The following is a 21667-nucleotide window of genomic DNA, read 5'->3' as shown; positions in this document are numbered from 1 at the left end:
TTCCCCAACGACCAGGCTACGTGGGAGGGATCTCGGGGCATGGACGACGTCGTCATCGTGGGAGGCGGCCACAACGGGCTTGTGGCCGCCGCGTACCTCGCGCGTGCGGGCAAGTCGGTCAGGGTGCTGGAGAAGCTGCCGCGCGCCGGGGGCGCGGCGGTCAGCGCGTCGCCCTGGGAAGGGGTCGACGCCCGGCTCTCCCGGTTCTCCTACCTGGTGTCGCTGCTGCCCGACCGGATCGTGAGCGACCTCGGGCTGAACCTCGCGCTGCGGTCGCGTGCCGCGTCGTCCTACACGCCCGACGGCAAGTCCGGGCTCCTGGTCGAACGCAGCCCCGGCGAGGCGACCGTGCGGTCGTTCGAGGAGGTCTGCGGGTCGCTCGGCGACTGGGAGCGGTGGCAGCGCTGGTACGCCGGCCTGGAGCAGCTGGCCGCCGCGCTGGCGCCGAGCCTGCTCGAACCGCTGGTGCCGGCCGAGGACCTGCGGGCGCGAGTCGACGGACGGGTGTGGGAGCAGGTCTTCGAACGCCCGCTCGGCGAGACGCTGCCGGAGCTGTTCGGCAACGACCTGGTGCGCGGTGTCGTGGCCACCGACGCGTTGATCGGCACGCACGCGTCGCTGCACTCGTTGAGCGCCAACAAGTGCTTCCTCTACCACGTGATCGGCAACGGGACGGGGGAGTGGAAGGTCCCGGTCGGCGGCATGGGCGCCGTCACCGCCGAGCTGGAGCGGGCGGCGCGGGAGGCCGGTGCCCGGATCGAGTGCGGTGCCGAGGTGACGTCGGTCGAGTCGGACGGCAAGACGGCGTCCGTCTCGTGTGGAGGCGAGACCTACGAGGCCAGGTTCGTGCTGTCCAATGTGGCTCCTTCGGTGCTGGGACGGTTGCAGGGCAAGGAGGTCCACGACGCACCCGGCTGCCAGCTGAAGATCAACATGTTGCTGCGCAGGCTGCCCGCGCTGAAGTCCGGTGTGGACCCGCGGCTCGCGTTCGCGGGCACGTTCCACCTCGACGAGTCCTACGAGCAGCTGGAGACCGCCTACCGGGAGAGCGCCGCCGGTCAGGTGCCGTCGGTGCTGCCCGGCGAGATGTACTGCCACTCGCTGACCGACCCGTCGATCCTCGGGCCCGGTCTCGCGGGGCACGAGACGCTGACGCTGTTCGGCCTGCACCTGCCCGCGTCGCTCTTCCAGGGCCGCAACGAGGAGCTGCGCGACCAGCTCGTGGAGCGCTACCTCGACCAGCTCGACGCGCACCTGGCCGAGCCGATCCGCGACTGCCTGGCCGTGGACGCCGCCGGACGGCCGTGCATCGAGGCCCGCACCCCTCTCGACCTGGAGGAGGAGCTGGGGCTGCCGGGAGGCAACATCTTCCACGGCGAGCTGGAGTGGCCGTTCGCCGAGACCGGCGACGAGGTCGGCGGGTGGGGTGTGGAGACCGGCGTGGACAACGTCTTCCTGTGCGGAGCGGGCAGCAGGCGAGGCGGTGGCGTGAGCGGGATCGGCGGCCACAACGCGGCACGCGCGGTGCTCGAACGGCTCTGAACCCTCTGCTACGACTTCTGCGACATTCCGCGACATGCTGGATGACATAGATCGTCATCTCTGGTTACAGTTGTGCTCGTGGGGGACTTCTACGGAATCGCCGAGATCGCGGACGCGATGGGCCTCAGCCGCCAGCTGGTCACGGTGTGGCGCAAGCGCCGTTCCCACGGCATCCCGGAGCCGGACGCGGAGCTCGCGTCCGGCCCGATCTGGCGCAAGGAGACCGTCGAGCCGTGGATCGAGCGCACCCGCGGCAGGCTGGGTCTCGCGGGTGGTCCCGAGTCCGCCAGTCGCAGTCTGCGGTTGCGCGTGTGCCGCCGTGTGCTGAGGCTGGCCGCGTTGATGCTGGAGGAGCCCCAACGTCCGCGGGTGCTGAACGAGGCCGCCGCCCAGCTGCGCGACCTGGCGCCCGAGATCGACCAGACCGCGGACGACGTCGTGGGCGCGCTGCTGCGAGAGCTCGTGGAACCGGTGCGCGACCCGGACGAGGCCGCCGAACTGCTGCGCGTGCCGATCATCGAGTCGTTGCCGCTGGTCACGGCCGTGGCCAGGAACTCGCCGGACTGGTGAGCCGCTAACTCAAGACTCCTATATCAAGGGACCTTGCTAAGGGTTCCTTGATAAGCGTACGCTCGTGTCATGACCGACACCCCGATCACCGACCCGAAAGCGCTGCGCGCGTTGTCGCACCCCTTCCGGTGGAAGCTCCTGGAGCTGCTCACCGAGCAGGGCGCGAAGACCGCCACCCAGTGCTCCGAGGTGCTCGGCGAGAGCGTCGCCAGCTGCTCGTACCACCTGAACATGCTGGCCAAGTACGGCTTCGTGACCGAGGTCGAGGGGCCGGGCAGGCAGAAGCCGTGGCAGGTCGTCCGGCGGCGCCAGTCCATCTCGCCGGACGAGCTCGACGGCGAGGCGGCCATGGCGGCGGAGGCGGCCGCGATGGCCTACCTGGACCAGGAGTTCGAGCGCATCCGCGACCGCATCCGGCAACGCGAGCACATGCCCGCGGAGTGGCGCGACGTGGTCGGCACGCAGGGCACCGTCAAGTTCCTCACCGCCGAGGAGGCCGCCGAGCTCGTGGCCGACCTGCAGGCGTTGCTGGACAAGTACGACGAGCGCCGGATGAACCCCGAGCTGCGGCCGGAGGGGTCACGCGCGGTCAGGCTCTTCCTGAGCCACACGGTCGCACCCGAGTAACAACCACCCGAGGGAGAACAGCCATGATTCCGCACCCGGATGCGTTTGCGATCGCGAAGACGCGGCAGCGGGAGCTCGAGGCCGACGCCGCCGCGCGCCGGCTCGTCAAGGAGAACAAGGCCGAGGAGGAGATGACGGCCGAACCCGAACGGCGACGGCTGAGATGGTCCGCCCGGGTCCGGCACGCCTGATCAGCCCGCGGCCTCCAGGCGCACGATCACCGACTTCGACGTCGGGGTCCCCGAGATGTCCGCCTTGGAGTCCAGCGGCACCAACGGGTTCGCCTCCGGGAAGTACGTCGCCGCGCACCCGCGCGCGGTCGGGTAGGCGACGATCCGGAACGCCTCGGCACGGCGTTCGAAGACGCCCGTCGGGTCGTCCTTCCACTCCGACACGATGTCGACCATCTGCCCGTCCGTGAAGCCGAGCGCCTTCACGTCGTCGGGGTTCACGAACACCACGCGCCGACCGTCCTTCACGCCGCGATAGCGGTCGTCCAGTCCGTAGATCGTGGTGTTGTACTGGTCGTGGCTGCGCAGGGTCTGCATCAGCAGCCGGCCCTCCGGCACGTCGATGACCGTCAGTTCGTTGGCCGTGAAGTTGGCCTTGCCCGTCGCCGTCGCGAACTCCTGCGAGTCGCGAGGCGGGTGCGGCAGCACGAAACCGTCGGGCTGGCGCACGCGCGCGTTGTAGTCGGTGCACCCCGGCACGACACGCGCGATGTGCTCGCGGATGACGTCGTAGTCCTTCTCGAACTCCTCCCACGCCACGGGGTGGGCGTCGCCGAGCACCTTGCGGGCGAGGCGGCAGACGATCGAGACCTCGGACAGCAGCTGGTCCGACGCGGGCGTGAGGCGGCCGCGCGAGCGGTGCACGACCGACATCGAGTCCTCGACCGTCACGAACTGCTCGCCCGAGTGCTGCACGTCGCTCTCCGTGCGGCCCAGGGCGGGCAGGATCAGCGCCGTGCGGCCGTGGACCACGTGCGAGCGGTTCAGCTTCGTGGAGACGTGCACCGTCAGCGAGCACTGCTCCAGCGCCTTCTCGGTCACCGGGGTGTCCGGGGTGGCGCTGACGAAGTTGCCGCCCATCGCGATGAACACCTTGCCGCGGCCGTGCCTCATGGCGTTGATCGCGTCCACGGTGTCGAACCCGTGCTTGCGCGGCACGGAGATGCCGAACTCGGTCTCCAGCGCCTCCAGGAACCGCTCCGGCATCTTCTCGTAGATGCCCATCGTGCGGTCACCTTGCACGTTCGAGTGACCGCGCACCGGGCACAGGCCCGCGCCCGGCTTGCCGATCATGCCGCGCAGGAACATGACGTTCGCGATCTCGCGGATCGTCGGGACGCTGTGCTTGTGCTGCGTCAGGCCCATCGCCCAGCACACGATCGTGCGCTTCGAGTCGACGAACATGCCCGCGACCTTGGTGATCTGCTCGCGGGTCAGGCCGGTGGCGGTGAGCACGCGGTCCCAGTCGAGCTCGCGCAGGCTCTCGGCGTAGGTCTCGAAGCCGTGCGTCTTGGTGCCGACGAAGTCCTTGTCGACCTTGTCCCACTGCAGCAGCAGATGCCCGACCGCCTGGAACAGCGCCTGGTCGCCGCCGACCTTGATCTGCACGAACTCGTCGCTCAACGCCGTGCCGCGGCCCACCACGCCCGAGACGTTCTGCGGGTTCTTGAACCGCATCAGGCCCGCCTCCGGCAGCGGGTTGACCGCGATGATCCTCGCACCGTTCTTCTTGGCGTCCTCCAGCGCGCTGAGCATGCGCGGGTGGTTCGTGCCGGGGTTCTGGCCGACGACCACGAGCAGGTCGGCCAGCTCGAAGTCCTTGATCGACACCGAGCCCTTGCCGATGCCGATCGTCTCGTTCAGCGCCGAGCCGGACGACTCGTGGCACATGTTCGAGCAGTCCGGCAGGTTGTTCGTGCCGAACGAGCGGACCAGCAGTTGGTAGAGGAACGCGGCCTCGTTGCTGGTGCGCCCGGACGTGTAGAAGATCGCCTCGTCGGGCGACGGCAGCGCCTTCAGCTCCTCGGCGATGAGCGTGAACGCGGCGTCCCAGCCGATCGGCTCGTAGTGGGTCGCGCCGGGGCGCAGCACCACCGGCTCGGTCAGCCTGCCCTGCTGACCCAGCCAGTAGTCGGTCTTCGTCCGCAGGCTCCCGATCGAGTGCTCCGCGAAGAACGCGCGCCCGATCCGCCGCTTCGTCGCCTCCTCGGCGACGGCCTTGGCGCCGTTCTCGCAGAACTCCGCCATCTTGCGGTGGCCCTGCGGCTCCGGCCACGCGCAGCCGGGGCAGTCGAACCCCTCGCGCTGGTTGAGCAGGCGCAACGTCTTCACCGTGCGTCCCACGCCCATCTGGCCGACCGCCCGGTCCAGTGACACGAGCACACCGGGAATCCCCGCTGCCCATGTCTTGGGCGTGCTGACTTCGAGCGCGGACTCGTCGACGTCGTGCTGCGGAGGCTTGCTCATGCACCTCATTCAACGCCGATCGACGTCGGCGCCGCCAGCGCCCCCGAAGAACGCGGCGGCACCGCCCGTCACGGGCCCCAAGGGGTTGAACGGTCCGTGACGGTCAATTGTGATCGCCGTCACTGCCGCCCGGCACCTCTGAAAGGGTGGTCACTCGCAGTTGCCGTCGGTCGGCACCGGACCGTCCACGGAGAAGTGCGCCTCGTCGTCGTCCAAGCCGTCCAGGTGCTTGGCGGGCTCGGTGAACTGGGGCGCGAGGAACCCGTCCTTCGACGCCTGGCAGGCGATCGAGTACTGGAACCCCGAGGACTCCACCGGCCACAGCCCTTCCGGGGTGACCTCGTACGTCACCTTCGTCCGCACCGCCGCGACGATCTCCATCTGGTCGAACAGCTTCTTCGGGTCCGGCGGCTCGAACGCGTAGGCGAACACGTAGTCGGTGGTCACCGCCTGATGCCCGTTGCTCTCCCCGAGCGTCATCTTCCCGGACACCCTGATGCCGTTCGGGAGCAGTTTCGTGCCCGGCTTGAGCCGGGTGACCCACTTCTCGAACTCCTGCGAGTAGTGGTCGCGCGCCTGCGGTGCGAGCGCCGCGAGGAACTTGTCGGGCTTGTGCTCGCTGATGGTCACCGGGTCGATCCGCGCCGCGACGAGCGCCTGGCGGACCTGCTCGAACGCGGGATCGGTGGACGGCAGGACGATCCCCCGCTCACCGTCGGACCAGTGCTCCGCGGGCGTGCCGGCAAAGGGCTGTTCGACGTTCACGCCCGAGTAGGGCAGGTCCACGTCCGGCATCGAGACGTCGTCGAACGTCCCCGCCCGATACAGGCCCGCCACCGTCGCGCCCACGGCGACCAGCGCGACGGCCGTGATGATCTTGCCGCTGTGCCCGCGCAGGAACGCGCGCCGCCGTTGCCCGCGGATCTCGCGTCTGGCGCGTCTGGTCGCGCGACGGGTCCAGGCCGAGTCCTGGAGATCCGGGTGATCTTCGATGTCGTAGTGCACTTCGCCCCCCATGATGATCGGCGCACATCATCGATCACCGGCGGGAACGACGCCGACAGCCGGGCACCGATCGTCGCCGGGCCGTTATCAGGTATCTCGGTGTAAGTCGATAGCCGGCCCTCCGTAGACTTGACAGCTGTGACTGAACTCGACACCGCAACCCAGCGTCCTGACCTCCCCGCCGCGTGGACTCCGGCGGAGGTAGAGGCGGAGCTGTACCAGCGGTGGGTCGACCGGCGGTACTTCGAGGCGGACGTCAAGAGCGACAAGCCGCCGTTCACGATCGTCCTGCCCCCGCCCAACGTCACCGGCAGCCTCCACATGGGCCACGCCATGAACCACAGCGTCATGGACGCCCTGACCAGGCGCCGCCGGATGCAGGGCTACGAGGTCCTGTGGCTGCCGGGCATGGACCACGCCGGCATCGCGACGCAGAACTCCGTCGAGCAGGACCTCGCCAAGCAGGGCCTGTCGCGGCACGACCTCGGGCGCGAGAAGTTCGTCGAGCGCGTCTGGGCGTGGAAAGAGGAGTACGGCGGCAAGATCCTCGGCCAGATGAAGCGGCTCGGCGACGGCGTCGACTGGTCGCGCGAGCGCTTCACCATGGACGAGGGGCTCTCGCGCGCCGTCCAGACGATCTTCAAGAAGATGTACGACGACGGCCTGATCTACCAGGCCGAGCGGATCATCAACTGGTGCCCGCGCTGCCAGACCGCGCTCTCCGACGTCGAGGTCAACCACAACGACGACGACGGCGAGCTCGTCTCGATCCGCTACGGCGAGGGTGAGAACTCGATCGTCGTCGCGACCACGCGCGCCGAGACGATGCTGGGTGACACCGCGGTCGCCGTCCACCCGGACGACGAGCGCTACCAGCACCTGATCGGCACCGAGGTCGAGCTGCCCCTCACCGGCCGCCGCATCCCGATCGTCGCCGACACGCACGTCGACCCGGCGTTCGGCACCGGCGCCGTCAAGGTCACGCCCGCCCACGACCCGAACGACTTCGAGATCGGCCAGCGCCACGGCCTGCCGAACCTCGCGATCATGGACGAGCGCGCGACCATCACCGCGAACGGCCCGTTCCTCGGCCTCGACAGGTTCGAGGCGCGCCCGGCGATCGTCGCCGCGCTGCGCGAGGAAGGCCGGATCGTCGCGGAGAAGCGGCCGTACGTCCACGCCGTCGGCCACTGCTCGCGGTGCGACACGGTCATCGAGCCGCGCCTGTCGCTGCAGTGGTGGGTCAAGGTCGAGTCGCTCGCGGCCGAGGCGTCCGCCGCCGTCCGCGACGGCCGCACCAAGATCCACCCGCCGGAGATGAACAAGCGCTACTTCGACTGGGTCGACAACCTGCACGACTGGTGCATCTCGCGCCAGCTGTGGTGGGGCCACCGCATCCCGGTCTTCTACGGCCCCAACGGCGAGGTCGTCTGCGTCGGACCGGACGACGAGGTGCCGACCGGTGAGGGCTGGCGCCAGGACGACGACGTCCTCGACACGTGGTTCTCCTCCGGCCTGTGGCCGTTCTCCACGCTCGGCTGGCCGGAGTCCACTGAGGACCTGAAGAAGTTCTACCCGACGTCCGTGCTGTCCACCGGCTACGACATCATCTTCTTCTGGGTCGCCAGGATGATGCTGCTCGGCCTGTATGCGATGGACGGCGTCCAGCCGTTCGACGACGTCTTCCTGCACGGTCTCATCCGCGACCAGTTCGGCAAGAAGATGTCGAAGACCAAGGGCAACGGCATCGACCCGCTGGACTGGATGGAGCGCTACGGCGCCGACGCCACCCGGTTCACGTTGCTGCGCGGCACGAACCCCGGTTCGGACATGGCCGTCGCCGAGGAGTGGGCCGCCGGCTCCCGCAACTTCACCACGAAGCTGTGGAACGCCACGAGGTTCGCCCTCGCCAACGGCGCGACGGTCGAGCGCCCGCTGCCGGACCGCTCCGAGCTGACCGCGGCCGACCGCTGGATCCTCGACGAGCTCGACGCGCTGGTGTCCACCGTGGACACGAACTTCGAGGCGTTCCAGTTCGCCCGCGTCTGCGAGGCCCTCTACAGCTTCACGTGGGACGAGTTCTGCGACTGGTACCTGGAGATCGCCAAGGTCCAGATCGCCGAAGGCCGTGCCGAGGCCACGCAGTCCGTCCTGGGCCACGTCCTCGACGTCCTGCTGCGCCTGCTGCACCCGGCGACGCCGTTCATCACCGAGACGCTGTGGACGTCGCTCACCGGTGGTGAGTCACTCGTCGTCGCCGACTGGCCGAAGCCCTCCGGTGCCGAGCGCGACCTGGAGGCGCTGGCCGAGGTCGAGGGCCTGAAGAAGCTCGCGACCGAGATCCGCCGCTTCCGCTCCGAGCAGGGCCTCAAGCCCGGCCAGAAGGTCGCGGGCAAGGTCCGCGGCGCGTGCTGCGTCGGCCTGACCGACCAGGTCCCGGCCGTCCGCGCGATGACGAGGCTGACCGAGCCCGGCGACGACTTCACCGTCTCCGCCACGCTCGAGGTCGGCCTGCCCAAGGGTGCCGTGAAGGTCGAGCTGGACCTGTCCGGCGCGATCGACGTCGCCGCCGAGCGCAAGCGTCTCGCCAAGGACCTGGCCGTCGCGCGGAAGGAGCTCGACGGCACGACCAAGAAGCTGGGCAACGAGGCGTTCCTCGCCAAGGCGCCCGCCGAGGTCAAGGCCAAGATCGAGGAGCGCAAGGCCGTCGCGGAGGCCGAGATCGCCCGCATCAACGAGCGCCTCGCGGCGTTGCCGGAGGCGTAAGCACAGTGGACAGCAACCTCGACGAGTTCCTGGACGTCGAGAACGAGCTCAACCAGCGGTGGCCCGAGACCAAGCTCGAGCCGTCGCTGGACCGGATCAAGGCACTGGCCCACGTCCTGGGCGACCCGCAGACGTCCTACCCGGTCGTGCAGCTGACGGGCACGAACGGCAAGACGTCCACGTCGCGCATGACCGATGCGCTGTTCACGCGCATCGGTCTGCGCACCGGCCGCTACACGAGCCCGCACCTGCAGCTCGCGACCGAGCGGATCAGCCTGGACAACCAGCCGATCAGCCCCGAGCGCTACGTCGAGGTCTACCGCGACATCGAGCCGTACGTCGCGATGGTCGACAGCCGCTCCGAGATCCGCATGAGCAAGTTCGAGGTGCTCACCGGCATGGCCTACGCGGCCTTCGCCGACGCACCGGCCGACGTCGCGGTCGTCGAGGTCGGCATGGGCGGCACGTGGGACGCCACGTCCATCGCCGACGCGCGCATCGCGGTCCTGACCCCGATCAGCCTGGACCACACCGAGTACCTGGGCACCCGCCCCGAGGACATCGCGGTCGAGAAGGCCGGCATCATCAAGCCGGGCTCGGTCGCGATCATCGGTGAGCAGACCCCCGAGGTCATGAAGGTCGTCCTGGAACGCGTGGCCGAGGTCGACGCCACCGTCGCCCGCTTCGGCAGCGAGTTCGGCGTCGTCTCGCGCTCCGTGGCCGTGGGCGGCCAGCTGGTCACGTTGCAGGGCCTGGGCGGCGTCTACGAGGACATCTTCCTGCCCCTGCACGGCGAACACCAGGCAGCCAACGCGGCGCTGGCCCTCGCGTCCGTCGAGGCGTTCTTCGGCGCGGGCCCGGACCGCCAGCTCGACGTCGAGGCCATCCGGGAGGGCTTCGCCACCGTCGTCAACCCCGGCAGGCTGGAACGAGTCCGCTCCGCGCCCAACGTCTTCGTGGACGCGGCCCACAACCCCCACGGCGCCGCGGCACTGGCACGAGCCCTGGACTCGGAGTTCGGCTTCCGCAAACTGGTGGCCGTCGTGGCCGTCATGTCCGACAAGGACGCCGAAGGCATCCTCTCGGCCCTCGAACCGGTCGTACAGGAACTGGTGATCACCACCAACTCCTCCCCGCGCGCCATGGACCCGGACGTCCTGGCGGGCCTCGCCGTCCCCATCTTCGGCGAGGACCGCTTCGAGGTCCGCCCCCGCCTCGACGACGCCGTCGAAGAGGCCATCCACCTGACCGAGGACGAGCTCTCCGGCGGCGGCGTGATCGTCACCGGCTCCGTCGTCACCGCAGGCGAGGCCCGCGCCCTGTTCGGAAAGGAGCCGGCATGACCAGCCCGGCCCCTCTGAAGAAGGACCCGCTGAAGGCGTTCCGCGGCATCATGGCCGGAACGCTCATCCTCGAGGTCATCGTCGTGGCCCTGGCCCTGCCGGTGATCGCCAAGCTGCACGGTGGCGTCACGTCCGCGGTCGGCTGGGTGGCGTTCGGCTTCATCGCGGTGTTCATCGGCATGTGCGCGTTCGTGCGCAGGCCCTGGGCGATCCCCGCTGTCGTCGGGCTGCACGTGCTGTTGATCGGCACGTGGTTCCTGTTGCCCGCCTTGGGGGTCATCGGGGTGATCTTCGGGCTGGTGTGGGCTTATCTGCTGTGGCTGCGGCGGGACCTGATGAAGCGGATGGCCGAGGGACGGCTCCCGGCTCAGCAGGCCCAGGCCCAGCAGAGCGAGTGACAGCCTCCGCCTCGTCGCAGGCGAGATTTTCTGCTTGACGAGGCGATGGCCAAATGCTGATCGCCTCGTTCATGCCAGACTTCTTGTGGACGCGTTGAGCAATCTGGCAATAGAACTTGCCGGAGATCACCCGGATGGCATCCGTTGTGCCGAGCACATTTGCCGCGATGTCGTCGGCGATGACAGCGCACCAGTAATAAAGACCCTGCTGCCCACCTTGTCGACGCACGGCTCCGGGTCTCCGGTGAGGACGTCGTCGCAGTTCTCTTGCGGCAGCAACCATTGCGGCGCTGACGAAAAGCGCCGAAGAACGAACCACGTCGCACTTCGTACCCGGACTTGTCGCAATGCGAAGGTGACGCTTCCGCGTGTTCACCCGAACGTGCTTTGAAACCGGGACGGGCGCTGTGGCCCGGCGCTATGCTGATCGACGCACGATTCCGCAAGGAAGGGTTACTGGGGATGAGCGGGACCAAGGTCGATCTCGACACACTGCGCGCCGCGATCAAGGAGTACGAGTCGATCCGCGACGAGCTGATGACCGCGAAGCACACCGGTGAGGCGTTGATCAGGGTTGAGGGAGCAGGGCGGGACACGCCGAGCCAGGTCTACGCCACCTGGGCGGCGAACGCGGGGCACATGCACCAGCAGTCGAACCAGCAGCTCCAGGACGCCCTGACCACCCGCATCGACAACCTGAAGGCCACCTTGCAGCAGTACGAGCAGACCGAGCAAGGAAACCAGGCCAACCTCAAGCCGAAGGACTGAGCTGTTGCGCATCCGAAACGTCGTCGTCGGCACCGCTGTGGTCCTTCTGCTGGCGGGTTGCGACACCGGTGGTGGAACCACGGGTACGCCGACGAACACCACGCAGCCGACGACTTCCAGCAGCAGCGGCGGTGAAGCGGCGCCCGAGGTGAAGAACCCCCTCGAGCTGAGCGCCTTCGAAGCCGCCCCGTGCGACACGGTCACGCCTGAGCAGATCGAGTCGTTCGGAATGCCGGGTGTCGCGGGCAAGGTGAACACCAGCTCACCCGGTGCCTCCTGCATCTGGCTCGGTGCGAGCACGCCGGCCAAGGTGGCTCCCGCGCTGACGATCCTGCCGGAGGGCACGAACCTCGACTCGGTCTACCAGAACAAGGACAACGGGACCTACGCCGTCTTCGAGCCGGTGGCCGACGTCCAGGGCTATCCGGCGGTTCTCGCCCTCGCGAACGACGAGCGGTCGAAGGGCAACTGCGAGATCACCGTCGGGGCGACCGCCGGCAAGGCGATCCTCTTCACCGTCCAGGCCGTCACCGGAAGCCCCAAGTTCGCGGACCCGTGCGCCGCTGTCACCGAGTTCGCCGATCTCGCCATCACCACGATCAAGGCAGGTGCGAAATGACAAAGCCCGCGCCCAGCTGCTTCACCGAAGACAACACCAGGGCCGATGCCCTCTCCGGTCACCAGATCCACTATCTGATGACGTCAGGACCGGGCACCGGTACCGCACAAGCTGGAGCGAACGCGGCCGCCGCGCTCGAATCCAGCTACTCCTCGATCGAGCAGCGGCTCAAGCGGGTCGGCGAGACCCTCGGCGAGTCCTGGACCGGGGCCAGCTCCGACGCCGCCCAGGCGGCGGGCAACCCGATCAACCAGGCCATGATCCAGATGCAGGACTCCCTGCGCCAGGCCGACAACTCGCTGTCCAACCAGGTCTACCAGTTCAACTACAACAAGGCGCAGCTGAAGAACATGCCGGAGCAGAAGCCCGACACGGGTTTCTGGGACGACGTGACCCCGTGGGACACCGACACGGAGGACGCCGTCAACGGCTACAACAGCGACGAGGCGCACAACCGCAAGGTCTACAGCGAGTTCCAGAGCGCCAGCAACACCAACCGCGGTGAGCTGCCGAAGGAGTTTCCCGGTGTCACGGCCGACAACCTGAACGTCGAGGTCGTCGACACCGGTGGCGACGACGGCCGCGACAAGACCGCGAACGTCAGCAACTCGGTGCGGCCGCCCGGTACGCCGAGCGGGGTTCCGACGAGCACGTCGCAGACGTCGACGGGCACGCAGTGGACGCCGCCCGGCAGCATCACCGGCGGTGTCAACGGCGGTGAGACGAACGTCGCGAGTGTCGTCACGGAGAACGGTGTGAGGCCGGGCGAGACGGGACGGCCGCCGGTCGGCAACGTGATCGAGCGGCCGCCGAACACCGGTATCCCGCCGATCGGCGTGCCGGGCAACCCGAACCTGACCGGGCCCGGCAACAGGGGGCAGAACGGCCCCGGTGGCGGCAAGCCCGGTGTTCCCGGTGGTGGCGGGGGCAAGCTCGGCGGTGGCGCGGGCACCGGCCGGTTCGGCGGCGGTGGGCTCGGGACCGGGATCGGCGCGGGCAACGCGGCCGGTCAGGCCGGGCAGCAGCCGGCGGCCAAGGCCGGTGTGTTCGGTGGCATGGGCGAGATGCAGAACGCGCGTGGTGGTGCGGGTGCCGCGGCCGGTGCCGCGGGGCGTGGTGGTGTCGGTGGCATGGGCGGCATGGGTGGCCACGGCCAGAAGGGGCAGGGGGAGGACGACCTGGAGCACAAGTCGGCCGACTACCTGGTCAACGAGGAGAACACCAACGAGATCATCGGTGACATGCCGCTGGTCGCTCCGCCGACGATCGGGGGGTGACGTGCTGCGGTCGTCCATCCAGCTGTCCGACCTCGCGTTCGACGTGCTGTGGAAGCAGGAGAGGCTGGGGCAGTACCACCCGGCGCTCTCCGTCGACTCGCCCGGCGAGACCGAGGACGAGCGCGCGGTCATCGAACGCGACGTCGTCGGTGAGCTGCGCAAGGTCGGGCTCGACCACCCGGACGTGCGGGGCACGCTGCACCTGATCGCCAAGGCGGACGCGGACTACTCGGCGTGGATCGCCGTCACGCCGAACGAGACGAAGCCCGTGGTCGTGGCGGCGAACGCGCAGCACGGTGTGCTCGCCGTGCACGACAACGGGTTCGTGCAGCTGCACCCGATCCGGCCGGAGAACGCGCCGGAGGTCCTCACGATGCAGCTGCCGGACGTCCCGGCGGGCAAGGGCCAGTCGATCAACGTGCACGAGTCGGAGCTCAACGCGCACCAGCCCGGCATCAGGGCGACGCCGTCGATGTCGTTGCGGCAGCTGCTCGCCCAGCCCCGCAGGGGGACGGCGAAGCTGTACGCGGCGAAGCGCGGTGCCGAGGGCAGGCAGCGGGCCAAGACGTTCCTCACCACGATCGACTTCGAGGACGGCCGCTGGCTCGTCGTGAAGTACACCGACCAGAACCGGCAGACGTGGGTGCACGCCACCCCCGCGTCCCGCCAGATCATCACGGACTGGCTCAAGCGCCTGACGTGACGAGGGGCGACGGCCGGAGTTCATCCCGGGTTCGGCCGCCGGACAGGTCCGGCGGCTGGAAACCGCGCATGACCTTCGACCGTCGCACGTTGTTCAAGGCAGGCGCACGCGGCACTGGGCGGTTTTCGTGCACGCCCCGCCCGTGGCGAACACCACGCCGCTCGACGGGTTCCAGCACTTCGGCGAGGTGGAGGCGACGCGGCACGAGCTCACGGTGTGGCTGCGGGACGCCACCGGCGCCTCGTTGTGGTCCAAAACGCTCGGGGCGGTCTGACGGCCGACGTAGTGTCGGAGGGTGCCTATCTCGTTCGACGCCACCGGGTTCCGTCAGCTCGACCAGTTCCTCTGGCAGCACCCGAGCGGTGACCAGGCCGTTCTGACCTACTACAACCGGGTGCCCGACCTGCCCGCCGGGCTGGGTGACCTGCCCAAGCTCCGGCACGACCTCGCGCTCGTCCACGGCGAGACCGGCTGCCTGGTCGAGGCGCACGTCGTCCAGCTCGACGGGGTTCCGGCGCTGCTGCGGATCATCAAGATGCCGTTGCCGGACCAGCCGAACGGGCAGGCGTTCGTCTGCTCGTTCACGATCCCGAAGGCGAACTGCAGCGCCGTGTTGCAGCTCGCCGCGCTGGAGCGCGGCATGACGGGGGCGCGCGAGGCCGTGCTGGCCGCCGAGATCGGCTTCCAGGACTGGGTGATGCAGCACCCGTACGCGCCGGAGCTGCAGGGGGTGCTGCCGTTCCACGCCGGTGACCACCCGCAGCACGACGCGAGGTTCCCGGACCACCCGTTGTCGCGGGTGCGGGCGTGGGCGCACCACGTTGTGCGGACGGCGCGCGTCGACCCGCAGTTCGCGGCGCTGCCGCCGTTCCAGGTGCAGGCGCCGCCTCCGGTCGAGCCCGGGCAGACGCTGGTGACGGCGATGCCGAGCTTGCCGGTCGGGGACTTCATCGGTCTGCTCGCCGGGGAGCGGCTGACGTACTGGCGCACGACGGACCCGAAGCTGAAGGAGATGCTCGGCCGCGGGGTCATGGGCCGCTCGCCGCTCGCGGACACCCGGTTCCGCGACATCCTCATGATCGACCTCGAGACCGGTGCCGCGATGGTCCCCGACCGCTTCACCACCGACGGCAACATGACCGCGCACTCCACGCGGCTGGAGCAGGTCACCATGCAGGAGGCGAACGCCGCGGTGACCGACGACGACGTCATGGAGGCGTACAAGTGGGCCGGCCGCATGGCGGGCGTCGCGGCCGAACGCGGTGAGTTCCTCGCGCTCGAACCGATCGAGCACGAGGGCGAGCAGCAGGACCCGCACGTGTTGCTGGCCGTGCGGCTGCACGAGGGCCAGCCGCACGTCGTCGCCCAGTTCTCGCCGCCGCCGTCCGACGGACCGCTGGCCGGCTCGCCGAGCCGCAGCGCCCCGGCGTCCCCCGAGACTCTGGAGGGCATCGGCGTGCTGGCGGGGCTGGCGGTCAACGAGTGGCGCACGCATCCCCTCCACCTGGCTGTCACGTACCGGCGTCAGGCGGACTGACCGCAAATATTTGCAACGCCCGACGTATTGTTTCCCGCTGTTTGTCGTGGTTTCGTGCAGCAACCCTGCAAGAAGTTGCGACAAGGAGGTCGCGATGCGTCGGGTCGTCGCCGCGCTCGCTGCATTGGTTCTACTACCCCTCACACCGGTCCAGGCCGTTGCCGCTCCACCGCAACGCCTGGCGGTCGGCGAGGTGGTGGACATAGCGCCGGGGGTGCGCGACGGGGACGCGAAGCTCGCGTTGCCGCCCAAGCGGGACGACCTGCGGGGTGAGCGCTTCTACTTCGTGATGCCCGACCGGTTCGCCAACGGCGACAAGGGCAACGACCGGGGCCGCTCCACCAGCGCCGAGCACGGCTTCGACCCCGCCGACAAGGGCTTCTACCACGGCGGCGACCTCAAGGGCCTGCGCCAGAAGCTCGACTACCTCGACGGCATGGGCATCACGGCGATCTGGATGACGCCGATGTTCCTCAACCGCTGGGTGCAGGGGGACAGCGCCGGCTACCACGGTTACTGGACGGTCGACTTCACCAAGCTCGACCCGCACTTCGGCACCACGCAGGAGATGCGCGACCTGATCAAGGACGCGCACCGCCGCGGCATCAAGGTCTTCTTCGACATCGTCGCGAACCACACCGCCGACGTGATCAAGTACGCCGAGGGCAGCACGCAGTACGTCAGCACCGGTGCGCAGCCGTACCTGGACGCGGACGGCAAGCCGTTCGACCTCGCCGAGTACGCGGGCCGCAAGGACTTCCCGAAGCTCGACGCCGCCAAGTCCTTCCCGTACACGCCGGTGAAGGACGTTCCGACGAAGTTCCCGTTGTGGCTCAACGACTCCACGCTCTACCACAACCGCGGTGACTCGACGTTCTCCGGTGAGTCGAGCGAGCAGGGTGACTTCTCCGGTCTCGACGACCTCATGACCGAGCACCCGCGCGTGGTCAACGGCATGAAGGACATCTTCACCAGCTGGATCGACACGCTCGACATCGACGGCTACCGCGTCGACACCGTCAAGCACGTCAACCTGGAGTTCTGGCAGGCCCTGGCGCCGCACGTGAAGCAGTACGCGAACCGCAAGGGCAAGAAGGACTTCTTCGTGTTCGGCGAGGTCTTCGACTCCTCGGCCGCGAACACCTCGAAGTACACGACCGACGGCAAGATGCAGGCGACGCTGGACTTCCCGTTCCAGAGCGGCGCCCTCAGCTTCCTGTCCGGCAAGGGTTCGCAGCGGCTCGGTGAGGTGCTCCTCGACGACGACCGCTACATCGACGCCGACTCCAACGCCTCGTCGCTGCCCACGTTCCTCGGCAACCACGACATGGGCCGCATCGCGTGGATGATCCGCAACGAACGGCCCGGCATCTCCGACGACGAACTGCTTCAGCGGCTCAAGCTCGGCAACCAGCTGATGTACCTGTGGCGCGGCAACCCGGTCGTCTACTACGGCGACGAGCAGGGCTTCGCGGGCACTGGCGGCGACAAGCTGGCGCGGCAGGACATGTTCGCGTCGAAGACGCCGGAGTACATGGCGGAGAAGCTGATCGGCTCCGACCGCACCGGCGCGCAGGACAACTACAACACCTCGCATCCGCTGTACCAGCAGCTCAAGGCGTTGGCGGCGCAGGTCGACAAGGACCCGGTGTGGCGTGACGGCAACCAGGTCCTCCGCTACGCGGACGGCGACGTGTTCGCGTTCAGCCGCATCCTCGGCCGTGAGCACCTCGTCGTCGCCAACTCGGGCACCTCGCCCGCGACGGTGACGGTTCCCGTCAGCTCCCGCGGCTTCGAGAACGCGCAGGTCCAGAACGGCCGCGTCACGGTGACCGTGCCTGCGCTTTCCACGGTGGTGCTCAAGGGAACCAGCGACGTCGCGAAGTCCAAGCCCGCACCTGTGCTGGTCCCGCCCGCTGCCGGAACGGTGCTGGACGAACGCGTCGAGATCCGTGCGGACGGCATCGGCGCGCCCAACGCGGCGGCCACGTTCGCCGCTCGCGTCGAGGGCAAGAAGGACTGGACCGTGCTCGGCACCGACGACTCGGCGCCGTACCGCGTCTTCGCCGACCTGTCGGCACTTCCGGGTGCGGCTGCCGGCAAGCGCGTCGAACTGCGGGTGGTCGCGAAGTCCGGGGAGATCGGCGCGGACGGCGCGTTCGTGTCGCTCGTGGCCGCGCCGCCTGCTCCGGACCCCGGTACGAAGAACCCGGACTGGCTGGTCGTGCACTACGCGCGCGACAACTACGACGGCTGGGGCCTGCACGTCTGGGGTGACGTCGAGACGCCGACCGAGTGGAACACGCCGGTCCCGTTCGCGGGCGAGGACGCCTACGGGCGCTTCGCGTGGGTGAAGCTGAAGCCTGGCGCCAAGTCCGTGGGCCTCATCGCGCACAAGGGCGATGAGAAGGACACGTCGGTCGACCGGTTCATCGACCCGAGCGTGACCCCCGAGGTGTGGCTGAAGCAGGGCGATGTGACCGTGCACCCGTCCGAACAGGCGGCCACGGGCAAGGCCGTCGTGCATTACGTCGGCGACGCCACGGGCGCTGCTGTGCGTGTCGCCGGACGCGAGGACGTGCCGTTCACCAACGGTGTCGCCGAACTTCCGCCGACTACTGACTTCTCCGTCGTGCGCGACACGACCGTGGAGGCGTCCGGCAAGTTCACCGGCGGTCACGCGTGGGTCGCGAACGGCAAGGTGCACGCCACGAAGGCCGCCGCCGAGAACCGCGCGGTGATCCATTACCACCGCCCGGACGGCGACTACACCGACTGGACGATGTACCACTGGACCGGGTCCGCGGAGCCGTCGCCGGGCTGGAACCAGTCGCGGGTGCCGGACGGGCAGGACCAGTTCGGCGTCTACTGGTCGGTGCCGCTCGCGGACGGCGCGGCGGGCCTGAGCTACATCGTCCACCGCGGCGACACCAAGGACCCCGGCCCCGACCAGTTCCTCGACCTGGGCCAGAAGGGCAACGAGGTCTGGCAGCTGCAGGGGGACGAGACCTACCTGCTGCCGCCGAACGCCGGACCGGCCGCCGACGACGACCTGACCAAGGCCAAGGCGATCTGGATCTCCCGGGACCGGGTCGTGTGGGACGTGCCGTCCGTGCAGTCCGACGGCTACCGCCTGGAGTACGGCTCCCGCGTGCTGCGGCTGTCGCCGACGACCGAGGAGGTGCCGGCGAAGTTCCCGCACCTGCGCGGGCTGCCGGTGTTCGCGGTGCGCGGGTTCGTGGACGAAGCGTTGCGGGACAAGCTTTCCGCCGTGCACGTCGACGCGGGCGGTGCGATCCGGCACCGCACGAGCGTGCAGATCGCCGGTGTGCTCGATGACCGGTACGCCGCCGCGGCGACGAAGCTCGCGTTCGGGCCGACGTTCGACCGTGACCGCGCGACGGTCCGGTTGTGGGCGCCGACGGCGAAGAACGTGAAGCTGCGGCTGTTCGACCAGCCGTCCGGCCAGCCGAAGAAGGTCGTGCAGCTCAAGCGCGACGACGCGTCCGGCTCGTGGTCGGGCACGGGCAACTGGAAGGACCAGTACTACCAGTTCGAGGTCACCAACTGGGAGCGCACGGTCGTGGTCACCGACCCGTACTCCGTCGCGCTCTCGGTGAACTCGACGCACTCGCAGCTCGCGGACCTGAACGACGGCCGCACGATGCCGTCCGGGTGGCCGAAGGACGTCGCGAAGGGCATCGGCGGCGCCATCACCGAGCTGCACGTGCGGGACTTCTCGATCAACGACCAGTCCGTCCCCGCGGCCGAGCGCGGCACGTACAAGGCGTTCACGCACCGCGACTCCGTCGGCATGAAGCACCTGAAGACGCTGGCCGAGGCGGGCATGGACACCGTGCACCTGCTGCCGACGTTCGACATCGCGACGATCCCCGAGAAGCGCTCCGAGCAGGCCACCCCGGACTGCGACCTGGCTTCGCTGCCCGCCGACTCCGACCGCCAGCAGGCGTGCGTCGGCGCGGTGGCCGGGCGTGACGGTTTCAACTGGGGTTACGACCCGTTCCACTACGACGTGCCCGAGGGCTCGTACGCCACGGCGGACGCGCAGAACGGCTGGGCGCGCTCGAAGCAGTACCGCGAGATGGTGAAGTCGCTGCACGACAACGGCAACCGCGTGGTCGTGGACGTGGTCTACAACCACACGGCGGCGTCCGGCGACGCGGCGACGTCCGTGCTGGACAAGGTCGTGCCCGGCTACTACCAGCGGCTCAGCCTCGACGGTTCGGTCGAGAACTCGACCTGCTGCGCCAACACCGCCACCGAGAACGCCATGATGGGCAAGCTCGTCGTGGACTCGGTGGTGCGCTGGGCCCGCACGTACAAGGTCGACGGGTTCCGGTTCGACCTGATGGGCCACCACCCTAAGGCGAACATCCTCGCGGTGCGCGCCGCCCTGGACGCGCTGACCGTGGCCAAGGACGGCGTCGACGGACGCAAGATCGGCATCTACGGCGAGGGCTGGGACTTCGGCGAGGTCACGGGCAACGCCCGGTTCGAGCAGGCCACCCAGGCGAACATGGCGGGCACGGGCGTCGGCACGTTCAGCGACCGGCTCCGCGACGCGGTGCGCGGCGGCGGCCCGTTCGACGACGACCCGCGCGTGCAGGGCATCGGCTCCGGCCTCGCCGGTGACGTGAACTCCTCACCCGCCAACGGCGACGTGGCCGCGCGGCTGGAGAACTACAGCGATCTCGTGAAGCTCGGCATGGCGGGAAACATGGCGTCGTACCAGTTCCAGTCGACGGCCGGGCCGATGGTCTCCGGCCGGGACGTGAACTACAACGGTTCCGCGGCCGGGTACACCGGTCAGCCTCTGGAGGCGATCACGTACGTCGACGCGCACGACAACGAGACGTTGTTCGACGCCTTGACCTACAAGCTGAAGCCGGAGACCTCCGCTGCGGACCGGGTGAAGATGCAGACGGTCTCGCTGGCCCCGGCGCTGCTGGGACAGGGCCAGCCGTTCGTGCACGCGGGCACGGAGTTCCTGCGCTCGAAGTCGTTGGACCGCAACAGCTACGACTCCGGTGACTGGTTCAACCTCTACGACCCGTCGTTGCGCGACAACGGGTTCGGCCGAGGGCTTCCTCCCGCGGCTGACAACGAGTCGAAGTGGCCGTACGCGAAACCGTTGCTGGGCTTGGCGAAGCCGTCGTCCGCGAACATGAAGGCGTCGCTGGACGCGACGCTGGAGCTGCTGCGCATCCGTCAGTCGTCGCCGTTGTTCTCGCTCGGGAACGCGGACCTGGTGCAGCAGAAGGTGTCGTTCCCGGCGGCTCAGCCCGGTGTGATCGTCATGCACGTGGACGACACCGTGGGGCCGGACGTGGACCGCTCGCGGCGTGGTCTGGTCGTGGTGATCAACCCGTACCCGACCGACCAGGCCGTCACGCTGCCCGCGGGCGACTGGAAGCCGCTGACGAAGGAGAAGAAGGCCGGAGCGGCACGCTCGGTCGTCGTGCTGGAGCGATAGTTCCGCTCACAAACAGTTTCGTTCACGAACAGTTTGGTATCGTCGCCTCATGGGTGCGACGGGGTGCATTGACCTGATGATGCTGCTGCATCGGACGGCGCACGCGCTGGAGACGGAACTGACGGCGAGGCTCGCGGAGATCGGCCTGACTCCGCGAGCCCGCTGCGTGTTGTCCGCCGCTCTGGACGCGGAGCTCACGCAGACCGAGATCGCCGACCTCGTCGGCATCGACAAGACGACCATGGTCGTGACGCTCGACGCGCTCGAAGCCGCTGGTCACGCTGAGCGGAAGCTGTCGCCGACGGACCGCCGTGCGCGCGTTGTGGCGGTGACGGAGACGGGACGCGAGATCTCGAAGAAAGCCGATGGCGTCTATGCGGACGTCGTCGAGAGCGTGCTGGGCTCGCTGCCGGACGACGAGCGTGAGGGCATGGTCGGCGGCCTGACCAGGTTGGTGGAGGGCCGGTTGAGCACTCCGGTGCAGTGCGAGAAGCCGCCGCGCAAGCGGGCCCTGCGGCAAGCCGTCAGCTAGAAAATAGTC

Annotated in this window: 16 protein-coding genes and 1 pseudogene; 15 read left to right on the top strand and 2 right to left on the bottom strand. The window is 68.9% G+C overall.

The genetic code is table 11. The annotated features are described in order from the left end of the window. The first annotated feature begins 39 nt into the window (after positions 1-39). The 4 genes from BLT23_RS14870 to BLT23_RS40735 all read left to right on the top strand — a co-directional run bounded on the left by BLT23_RS14870 (position 40) and on the right by BLT23_RS40735 (position 2930). On the top strand, positions 40-1542 hold the full coding sequence (locus tag BLT23_RS14870; protein ID WP_090049598.1) for a phytoene desaturase family protein: 1503 nt from the start codon (positions 40-42) through the stop codon (positions 1540-1542). Between the two features lie 78 nt (positions 1543-1620). Next, positions 1621-2112: a hypothetical protein gene (locus BLT23_RS14865; protein ID WP_143035940.1), complete on the top strand. Its 492-nt coding sequence runs from the start codon at positions 1621-1623 to the stop codon at positions 2110-2112. Between the two features lie 69 nt (positions 2113-2181). Next, entirely contained in the window at positions 2182-2739 is a 558-nt protein-coding gene (locus BLT23_RS14860) for an ArsR/SmtB family transcription factor (RefSeq protein WP_090049595.1), read from the top strand. A gap of 23 nt (positions 2740-2762) precedes the next feature. After that, positions 2763-2930, top strand: a complete 168-nt coding sequence (locus tag BLT23_RS40735; RefSeq protein ID WP_176946756.1) for a hypothetical protein — start codon at positions 2763-2765, stop codon at positions 2928-2930. On the opposite strand, the gene BLT23_RS14855 is transcribed toward BLT23_RS40735, so the two are convergent. After that, positions 2931-5225 (bottom strand): FdhF/YdeP family oxidoreductase, encoded by a 2295-nt coding sequence (locus tag BLT23_RS14855; RefSeq protein ID WP_090049592.1) that lies wholly within the window; start codon positions 5223-5225, stop codon positions 2931-2933. Between the two features lie 141 nt (positions 5226-5366). Continuing rightward, the gene (locus tag BLT23_RS14850; RefSeq protein ID WP_143035939.1) at positions 5367-6233 is read right to left on the bottom strand and encodes a hypothetical protein; all 867 of its coding nucleotides are present in this window, start codon (positions 6231-6233) and stop codon (positions 5367-5369) included. Between the two features lie 126 nt (positions 6234-6359). Here BLT23_RS14850 and BLT23_RS14845 point away from each other — a divergent pair, with 126 nt between their 5' ends. From BLT23_RS14845 to BLT23_RS14795, 11 genes and pseudogenes are all read left to right on the top strand, one after another. Beyond that, positions 6360-8987, top strand: coding sequence for a valine--tRNA ligase (locus BLT23_RS14845; RefSeq protein ID WP_090049589.1), 2628 nt, complete (start codon positions 6360-6362; stop codon positions 8985-8987). Positions 8988-8992: 5 nt separating this feature from the next. Beyond that, the gene (gene folC, locus BLT23_RS14840) at positions 8993-10330 is read left to right on the top strand and encodes a bifunctional tetrahydrofolate synthase/dihydrofolate synthase (protein WP_090049587.1); all 1338 of its coding nucleotides are present in this window, start codon (positions 8993-8995) and stop codon (positions 10328-10330) included. Beyond that, complete coding sequence (locus tag BLT23_RS14835; protein ID WP_090049584.1) at positions 10327-10728, top strand: DUF4233 domain-containing protein; 402 nt, start codon at positions 10327-10329, stop codon at positions 10726-10728. Before folC ends, BLT23_RS14835 begins: the two co-directional genes overlap by 4 nt. 462 nt (positions 10729-11190) lie before the next feature. Then, positions 11191-11496, top strand: a complete 306-nt coding sequence (locus tag BLT23_RS14830; protein WP_176946755.1) for a PE domain-containing protein — start codon at positions 11191-11193, stop codon at positions 11494-11496. Positions 11497-11500: 4 nt separating this feature from the next. Further along, positions 11501-12115 carry a DUF3558 domain-containing protein gene (locus BLT23_RS14825; protein WP_176946754.1) on the top strand — a complete coding sequence of 205 codons (615 nt, stop codon included), beginning with the start codon at positions 11501-11503 and terminating at the stop codon, positions 12113-12115. After that, complete coding sequence (locus BLT23_RS14820; RefSeq protein ID WP_090049577.1) at positions 12112-13392, top strand: WXG100 family type VII secretion target; 1281 nt, start codon at positions 12112-12114, stop codon at positions 13390-13392. The genes BLT23_RS14825 and BLT23_RS14820 overlap by 4 nt, the downstream gene beginning before the upstream one ends. Before the next feature lies 1 nt (position 13393). Then, positions 13394-14095, top strand: a complete 702-nt coding sequence (locus BLT23_RS40730) for an ESX secretion-associated protein EspG (RefSeq protein ID WP_176946753.1) — start codon at positions 13394-13396, stop codon at positions 14093-14095. 118 nt (positions 14096-14213) lie between these two features. Next, positions 14214-14369: pseudogene (locus BLT23_RS14810) on the top strand (alkaline phosphatase D family protein); the annotation flags it as partial. A 21-nt stretch (positions 14370-14390) separates the two neighbouring features. Next, positions 14391-15632, top strand: a complete 1242-nt coding sequence (locus BLT23_RS40725) for a hypothetical protein (RefSeq protein ID WP_176946752.1) — start codon at positions 14391-14393, stop codon at positions 15630-15632. 94 nt (positions 15633-15726) lie between these two features. Then, on the top strand, positions 15727-21126 hold the full coding sequence (gene pulA / locus BLT23_RS14800; protein ID WP_090049572.1) for a pullulanase-type alpha-1,6-glucosidase: 5400 nt from the start codon (positions 15727-15729) through the stop codon (positions 21124-21126). 49 nt (positions 21127-21175) lie between these two features. Further along, complete coding sequence (locus BLT23_RS14795; protein ID WP_218133752.1) at positions 21176-21658, top strand: MarR family winged helix-turn-helix transcriptional regulator; 483 nt, start codon at positions 21176-21178, stop codon at positions 21656-21658. Positions 21659-21667: the final 9 nt, after the last annotated feature.

It is taken from the genome of Lentzea fradiae (assembly GCF_900100955.1).
GTDB lineage: Bacteria > Actinomycetota > Actinomycetes > Mycobacteriales > Pseudonocardiaceae > Lentzea > Lentzea fradiae.
Note: the sequence above shows the minus strand (reverse complement) of the source record. Positions and strands in the feature narration are given on the sequence as shown.

What these genes read in the sequence shown, in the direction of transcription:
- BLT23_RS40735 (WP_176946756.1), top strand. Translation starts at nt 2,763, where the DNA reads ATGATTCCGCACCCGGATGCGTTTGCGATCGCGAAGACGCGGCAGCGG.
- BLT23_RS14860 (WP_090049595.1), top strand. Translation starts at nt 2,182, where the DNA reads ATGACCGACACCCCGATCACCGACCCGAAAGCGCTGCGCGCGTTGTCG.
- BLT23_RS14855 (WP_090049592.1), bottom strand. Translation starts at nt 5,225, where the DNA reads ATGAGGTGCATGAGCAAGCCTCCGCAGCACGACGTCGACGAGTCCGCG.
- pulA (WP_090049572.1), top strand. Translation starts at nt 15,727, where the DNA reads ATGCGTCGGGTCGTCGCCGCGCTCGCTGCATTGGTTCTACTACCCCTC.
- BLT23_RS14870 (WP_090049598.1), top strand. Translation starts at nt 40, where the DNA reads ATGGACGACGTCGTCATCGTGGGAGGCGGCCACAACGGGCTTGTGGCC.
- BLT23_RS14820 (WP_090049577.1), top strand. Translation starts at nt 12,112, where the DNA reads ATGACAAAGCCCGCGCCCAGCTGCTTCACCGAAGACAACACCAGGGCC.
- BLT23_RS14835 (WP_090049584.1), top strand. Translation starts at nt 10,327, where the DNA reads ATGACCAGCCCGGCCCCTCTGAAGAAGGACCCGCTGAAGGCGTTCCGC.
- BLT23_RS14830 (WP_176946755.1), top strand. Translation starts at nt 11,191, where the DNA reads ATGAGCGGGACCAAGGTCGATCTCGACACACTGCGCGCCGCGATCAAG.
- BLT23_RS14850 (WP_143035939.1), bottom strand. Translation starts at nt 6,233, where the DNA reads ATGGGGGGCGAAGTGCACTACGACATCGAAGATCACCCGGATCTCCAG.
- BLT23_RS14795 (WP_218133752.1), top strand. Translation starts at nt 21,176, where the DNA reads ATGGGTGCGACGGGGTGCATTGACCTGATGATGCTGCTGCATCGGACG.